The following is a 6358-nucleotide window of genomic DNA, read 5'->3' as shown; positions in this document are numbered from 1 at the left end:
GCGCGGCCCCGCCCGAGTGCCTCCGCCGGTCCGCCTCGGTGTCACCGGGCCGCGTCAGCCCTGTTTGGGTGCCGTCGGCGGTACCAGGCGGAGGGTGAAGGAGTGGCCGGCGGGATCGGCGTAGCCGCGTTCCTCGTAGGGGCCCGCCGCGTCCCTCGTTTCGAGGGGGCGGCCGCCGAGGCCGACGATCCGGCGTTCGGTCTCGTCCAAGTCCTCGACGAGGAAGTCGAGATGGGCCTGGAGCGAGTTCTCGGGGCGCGGCCAGCTGGGCGGGGTCGCGTTGACGTCGCGCCGGAAGGCCAGCCGGACGCCGTCGGCGCCCCGGACCTCCACCAGGTTGGCGGACGCAGTGGTCCGCTCGCCGTCCAGCAACTCGCGGTAGAACTCCGCGAGTTTTTCCGGTTCCGCGCAGTCCAGCACGACCACGCCCGCTTTGACCAGTGCCATGGGTCCTCCCGGGATGTGTCCTCTTCCCTGCGGATATCCCGGGCCCCCGGATTCAGTCGGCGGGCAACCACTCCCCGTCGCGCATCAGCTCCCGCCCGCGCAGCTCGTTCTCCTCGCGCCAGGCCTGGATCCGCTCCGGGAGGACCCTGAAGTACAGGTAGCGGGTGGCCAGCTGACGCGGGTCGAAGCCGGTCTTCCCGGCGAAGACCTCGGCGTCCTCCTCGGGCAGGTCCTCGGGCGTCACCGCCCGCACGGTGCCGTCGACCAGGACGACGTCCCGCGTGGGGCCGATGCCGAGACGGGCCCGGCCGGTGGCCACGAGGTTGCGGCCGGTGGGGCTCTCGGCCGGCGTGGCGAACAGCAGCGAGGTGCCGTCCCACACGAACGACAGCGGCACGAGATACGGGGCGGCACCGTCGGGGCCGGCGGTGGCGACCCACGCGTCGACATCGCTCTCCAGCCGGTGGAGGGTGTCCTTCTTGCGCTGCTCGGCACTGCGGGCGGGGGGCGGGGTCATGGCGTACGGCCTCCTCTGGGTGATCGTGACGATCAGTGTGACCGTGGATCCCCGGTCCGTGCACGGAGTCGCCGAGGGCGTGTCCGGGCGGCGGTCCGCCCCGCCGCGCCTTCCACCCCGGGGATGCTCTCCACGGCCCGGACTGGGACGATGCGGATCCACCGGAACCGCCCGCCCGCTCCGACCGATCCACTGGAAAGGCACCATGCACGCTGACCTGCTCTTCACCGGCGGCCCCGTCCTCACCCCCGGGGGCCCTGCCACCACCGCCGTGGCCGTCACCGGCGACCGGATCACCGCCGTCGGGGACGCGGAGGCGCGCGCGCTCGCCGGGCCGCGCACCGAGGTGGTGGACCTGGCCGGGCGGCTGCTGCTGCCCGGTTTCCAGGACGCGCACGTCCACCCGGTGCCGGCCGGGCTCGAACTGTCCCGGTGCGACCTGACGAGGGCGACGACGGCCGAGGAGACCGTGGCCGCCGTACGCGCCTACGCCGACGCCCACCCGGAGCGGGAGTGGATCCTGGGCGGCGGCTGGTCGATGGAGGCGTTCGCGGGCGGCACGCCGACGAAGGAGCTGCTGGACGCGGTCGTCCCGGACCGGCCGGTGTACCTGCCCAACCGCGACCACCACGGTGCCTGGGTGAACAGCCGGGCGCTGGAACTTGCCGGGGTCGGCCGGGACACCCCGGACCCGGCCGACGGGCGGATCGAGCGGGACGCCTCCGGAGAGCCCGGCGGCACCCTCCAGGAGGGCGCGATGCAGCTGGTCGGCCGGCTGACCCCGCCCGCCACCCCCGCCGACCGGCTGGCCGCGCTGCTGCACGCCCAGCGGCACCTGCACGCGCTCGGCATCACCGCCTGGCAGGACGCGCTCGTCGGGGACTTCCTCGGCATGGACGACCCGGCCCAGGCGTATCTCACCGCCGCGCAGGACGGTTCGCTGACCGCCCGGGTCGTGGGTGCGCTGTGGTGGGACCGGGAGCGCGGGGCCGAGCAGATCCCCGAACTCGTAGAGAAGCGTGCCGCGTTGAGCCGGGGGCGGTTCCGGGCGGGCGCGGTGAAGCTGATGCTGGACGGCGTCGCCGAGAACGGCACGGCGGCGCTGCTCGACCCCTACCTGGACCGGTGCGGGTGCCGGACCGGCAACCGCGGCAAGAGCTTCATCGACCCCGCTCGACTTCCGGGTTACGTCACGGAGTTGGACGCCCTCGGCTTCCAGTGCCACTTCCACGCGCTGGGCGACCGGGCCGTGCGCGACGCGCTGGACGCGGTGGAGGCGGCCCGCACCGCGAACGGGCCGAAGGACACCCGGCCGCATCTCGCGCACCTCCAGGTCGTGCACCCCGACGACGTGCCGCGGTTCGCCCGGCTCGGCGCCACCGCGAACATCCAGCCGCTGTGGGCCGCGCACGAGCCGCAGATGGACGAGCTGACGATCCCGTTCCTCGGGCCCAAACGGGCCGCCCGGCAGTATCCGTTCGGGGCGCTGCTGCGCTCCGGGGCGCGGCTCGCGGCGGGCAGCGACTGGCCGGTGAGCAGCCCCGATCCGCTCCAGGGCATCCATGTCGCGGTGAACCGGGTCGAGCCGGGCGGCACCGGTCCGGTGTTCCTGCCGGCCGAACGGCTCGCTCTCGCCGACGCGTTGACGGCGTACACGGCCGGCTCGGCGTACGTGAACCACCTGGACGGGACCGGTCGGGTGGCCGTGGGGGCGCTCGCCGACCTGGTGGTGCTGGACCGCGACCCGTTCGCGGGGCCGCAGGAGGCGATCGCGGAGACGGCCGTGGCGCTCACCTATGTCGGGGGCGAGTGCGTGTACGCCGCGCAGTAGGTCCGGGGCACCGGTCAATCGCAGCCGACGCCGTCCTCGACCAGCGGCCACGCCTCCACCCCGCGGTCCGTGCGGACGTAGGCCGTCGCCTTGTCGGCCGTCAGCCACAGCCGGCGGCCGCGGTGGTGGTATCCGGTGTCCCGGGCGTCGGCGGGCATGCGGACGTTCTCGCGGTAGGGCGCCCGGAGCAGCCCGTCCCGGCCCAGCACGTCGTCGGGGTCGCGGGCGTAGGTGCGGTCGTCCAGGGCGAGGAAGTCGGCGGACTGCCAGCCGCAGTGCCCGGGGCCCGGCGCGCTGTGCAGCCGGGTCACCGGAACCCTGCGGCCGGTGCGGTCGGTCCAGATCTGCCAGTCCGTGGTGGCCGTGAAGCTCTCGGGCAGCTCGGCCGGATCGCAGCCGGCGTCGGTCTCCGGGCCCCAGCCGGGCCGGTCCTTCTGGTCCTTGGCCACCACGACGGCCACCTTCGTACGGCCGCCCACGTCGTAGGAGTACAGCACCCGGTCCGGCTCCTCGCGCTCCACGCGGTAGCCGTGGTCGGGCAGTTCCGGCTGGGCCATGTCGAAGTAGAGGGCCAGCCCCTCCGCCGGGGTGGCGCCGCCGTCGGACCTGCTCCACCCGTCGGGCCCGGAGCCGTCGAAGATCTCCCCGTCGCACTCCAGCGCCCGGCCGGCCGCACCGGAGGCCAGGCGCATCGCCTTGGGGCTGTGCCCGTCGAGTTCCTGGGTGGGGACGTACAGCGGGCCGCTGTAGGCGCTCGCCGGCGGGGAGCCCTTCACCACCAGGTCCGGGCGGGGGCCGTCGTCGCACCCGGCCACCGCCACCGCCGTCAGTGCCGCCACCGCCACGAGACCTCTTCGCATCCCCGCCCCTTTTCCGCCGTGCCTGTCGTCGTCCGTGCGGTCCTCCGACGCCGGAGCGGGCCGGAACGTTCAGCGGGTCTGCTGGAAGGTCCTCCGGTAGGTCTGCGGGGACACCCCGATGGCCGCGTGCAGGTGCTGGCGCAGGGAGGCGCCGGTGGCGAAGCCGACCTCGGCGGCGATCCGGTCCACCGGCAGGTCGCTGGCCTCCAGCAGGTGCCGGGCGCGGGCCACCCGCTGCTGGATGAGCCAGCGGCCGGGGCTGAGGCCGACCTCGTCGCCGAAGCGGCGGGCGAAGGTGCGCAGGCTCATCCGGGCGTGCCCGGCGAGGTCCGCCAGGGTGAGCGGCTCGTCCAGGCGTTCCAGCGCCCAGGCGCGGGTGGCGGCCGTGCTGGCGGCCCCGCTCTCGGGGACCGGCTGCTCGATGTACTGGGCCTGGCCGCCGTCCCGGAACGGGGGCACGACACAGCGGCGGGCGACGGCGTTCGCCAGTTCGCTGCCGTGGTCGGTGCGGACGATGTGCAGGCAGATGTCGACACCGGAGGCCGCGCCGGCCGAGGTGAGGATGCGGCCGTCGGCGACGAACAGGACGTCCGGGTCGAGGTCCACCTGCGGGTAGCGGCGGCGGAACAGGTCGGCCACCTGCCAGTGGGTGGTGGCCCGGCGGCCGTCGAGGAGGCCGGCCTCGGCGAGCACGAAGGCGGCCGTGCAGATGGAGACGATCCGGGCGTCCGGGCGGATCAGGGCGAGGGCGGCGGTGACCTCGGCGGACAGCTCGACGGGGATGTGGACGGGCGCCATGGAGGTGACGACGACCGTGTCGGCCGTCCGGAGGATCTCCGGGCCGTGGGCGACACCGATGGTGAAGTCGGCGTTGGTGCGCACCGGCCGCCCGTCGACCGAGCAGGTGAGCACCTCGTAGTGGCCGTCGGCCGCGCCGAGGATGCGGCTGGGGATGCCCAGCTCGAAGGGGTAGACGCCGTCGAGGGCCAGGACGACGACCCGTTCCGGGCGCCGGGGGCGCAGCTCCAGATCAGACATGGCACGATCCTATCGGAGGTTGGCAATCATGCCATTTCCTGGGCGGGCGGGCTCCGGCAGGCTGGTGGACCATGAGCGATGTGAACACGATGCGAGCCATCAGCCAGGACGTCCTCGGCGGTCCCGAGGTGTTGAAGGAAGTACAGGTGGAGCGGCCCCGGCCGCGTCCGAACGAGGTGCTGGTCCGGGTGCGGGCCGCGGGGGTGAACCCCACCGACTGGAAGCACCGGGCCACCGGCGGGTTCCTGGGCGAGCCGCCGTTCGTCCTCGGCTGGGACGTCTCCGGCGAGGTCGCGGAGACCGGGATCGGGGTGGCCGCGTTCCGGCCGGGCGACGAGGTCTTCGGGATGCTGCCGTACCCCTTCGGCCACGGCTCGCACGCCGAGTACGTCACCGTCCCGGTCCGGGCCCTGGTGCACAAGCCGGCCTCCCTCGACCATGTGCAGGCCGGCGCGCTGCCACTGGTGTCCCTGACCGCGTGGCAGGCGCTGACCGAGCACGCCGACGTCCAGCCGGGGCAGCGGGTGCTGGTGCACGCGGCGGCCGGCGGGGTGGGCCACGTGGCGGTGCAGATCGCCAAGGCGCGCGGCGCGTACGTGATCGGTACGGCGAGCGCGGGCAAGCACGACTTCCTGCGGGAGATCGGCGTGGACGAGCCCGTCGACTACCGGGCCACGGACGTCACGGAGTCGGTGCGGGACGTCGACGTGGTCCTGGACACGCTCGGCGGCGAGACCTCCGTGCGGTCCCTGCGGGTGCTGCGGCCGGGCGGTGTGGTGGTGTCGATCCTGCCGGTGGGCTCCGAGGACTTCTACGAGGAGGCCGAGCGGCTGGGGGTGCGGGCGGTGCGCATGCTGGTCGACGCCGACCGGGCGGGGATGCGGGCGGTCGCGGAACTGGCGGAGTCCGGGCGGCTGAAGGCGGCGATCGCCGGGACGTTCCCGCTGGCCGAGGCGGCGAAGGCGCACGCGCTGGGCGACACCGGCCGGACGACCGGCAAGCTGGTGCTGCTGGCGGACTGACCGTCCGCGCCCCGCTCCCACCCGCGACACGCGACAAACTCGAAGACATATGTCAATCGAACATGCTCAAATTCCTTCCATCGAGGGTAACTTGGCGATCGGGAAGCGACGTCGGGGCGCGGGTGGGAGGTGGTGCCGAGGTGCGACACGAACCCGTACCTCTCACCCGGCAACTGGGCGTGTACGAGGACCGCGGGCACACGGTGCTGGAGCTGCGGGGCGAGATCGACATCGTTTCGGCGGCGGAGATCGGCCCGGTCCTCGACCGGGTCACCGGCCGGCCCGGGGTGCGGCTGGTCATCGACCTGCGGCCGGTGGAGTTCTTCGACTGCTCGGGGCTGCGGCTGCTGTACCGGGCGCGCGCCCGGGTGCTGGAGCGCGGCGGGCAGCTGCACCTGGTGTGCACGCACCCGCTGACCCTGCGGGTGTTCCGGGTCACCGGGCTGGCCCGGCTGCTGCCCCCGCAGCCGGGCCTGGACGAGGCCCTGGCCCGCTCGGAGGCCGCGTCCGGCTCCCTGTGAGCCGACCGGCTCCGGCCGGACGATGACGGACGGCCCGTCGGCGGCGCGCCGACGGGCCCGGCCGCGTGGGCGGAACCTGCCGGGGGCGGGGTGGTGGCGGGGGGCCGGGCGGCGGGGAGGCT

7 protein-coding genes are annotated in these 6358 nt (G+C 74.4%); 3 read left to right on the top strand and 4 right to left on the bottom strand.

Translation table 11 applies throughout. The features are described from left to right. Nucleotides 1-54: 54 nt before the first annotated feature. Nucleotides 55-447, bottom strand: a complete 393-nt coding sequence (locus ABZ923_RS40685) for a VOC family protein (protein WP_361483291.1) — start codon at nt 445-447, stop codon at nt 55-57. A gap of 52 nt (nt 448-499) precedes the next feature. Beyond that, entirely contained in the window at nt 500-964 is a 465-nt protein-coding gene (locus ABZ923_RS40680) for a pyridoxamine 5'-phosphate oxidase family protein (protein ID WP_361483288.1), read from the bottom strand. Between the two features lie 205 nt (nt 965-1169). Here ABZ923_RS40680 and ABZ923_RS40675 point away from each other — a divergent pair, with 205 nt between their 5' ends. Then, the gene (locus ABZ923_RS40675; RefSeq protein ID WP_361483285.1) at nt 1170-2795 is read left to right on the top strand and encodes an amidohydrolase; all 1626 of its coding nucleotides are present in this window, start codon (nt 1170-1172) and stop codon (nt 2793-2795) included. Between the two features lie 14 nt (nt 2796-2809). On the opposite strand, the gene ABZ923_RS40670 is transcribed toward ABZ923_RS40675, so the two are convergent. Further along, a complete protein-coding gene (locus tag ABZ923_RS40670) occupies nt 2810-3655 on the bottom strand; it encodes a hypothetical protein (protein WP_361483282.1) in 846 nt (281 codons plus the stop codon). A 69-nt stretch (nt 3656-3724) separates the two neighbouring features. Then, on the bottom strand, nt 3725-4693 hold the full coding sequence (locus tag ABZ923_RS40665) for a helix-turn-helix domain-containing protein (protein ID WP_361483279.1): 969 nt from the start codon (nt 4691-4693) through the stop codon (nt 3725-3727). A gap of 71 nt (nt 4694-4764) precedes the next feature. Between ABZ923_RS40665 and ABZ923_RS40660 the strand changes: the two genes are divergently transcribed. Together ABZ923_RS40660 and ABZ923_RS40655 are read left to right on the top strand one after the other, a co-directional pair. Next, nucleotides 4765-5715 carry an NADP-dependent oxidoreductase gene (locus tag ABZ923_RS40660; protein WP_361483276.1) on the top strand — a complete coding sequence of 317 codons (951 nt, stop codon included), beginning with the start codon at nt 4765-4767 and terminating at the stop codon, nt 5713-5715. 140 nt (nt 5716-5855) lie between these two features. Further along, a complete protein-coding gene (locus ABZ923_RS40655; protein ID WP_361483273.1) occupies nt 5856-6236 on the top strand; it encodes an anti-sigma factor antagonist in 381 nt (126 codons plus the stop codon). Nucleotides 6237-6358 lie beyond the last annotated feature (122 nt).

The sequence above is a fragment of the Streptomyces sp. NPDC046881 genome, from assembly GCF_040645015.1.
Classification (GTDB): domain Bacteria; phylum Actinomycetota; class Actinomycetes; order Streptomycetales; family Streptomycetaceae; genus Streptomyces.
The sequence above is the reverse complement of the archived record's forward strand: the minus strand, read 5'-3'. Positions and strand labels throughout refer to the sequence as shown.

Bases quoted from the DNA above. Each gene is read 5' to 3' on its own strand.
- ABZ923_RS40675 (WP_361483285.1), top strand. From the start codon at position 1,170: ATGCACGCTGACCTGCTCTTCACCGGCGGCCCCGTCCTCACCCCCGGG.
- ABZ923_RS40670 (WP_361483282.1), bottom strand. From the start codon at position 3,655: ATGCGAAGAGGTCTCGTGGCGGTGGCGGCACTGACGGCGGTGGCGGTG.
- ABZ923_RS40685 (WP_361483291.1), bottom strand. From the start codon at position 447: ATGGCACTGGTCAAAGCGGGCGTGGTCGTGCTGGACTGCGCGGAACCG.
- ABZ923_RS40660 (WP_361483276.1), top strand. From the start codon at position 4,765: ATGAGCGATGTGAACACGATGCGAGCCATCAGCCAGGACGTCCTCGGC.
- ABZ923_RS40680 (WP_361483288.1), bottom strand. From the start codon at position 964: ATGACCCCGCCCCCCGCCCGCAGTGCCGAGCAGCGCAAGAAGGACACC.
- ABZ923_RS40665 (WP_361483279.1), bottom strand. From the start codon at position 4,693: ATGTCTGATCTGGAGCTGCGCCCCCGGCGCCCGGAACGGGTCGTCGTC.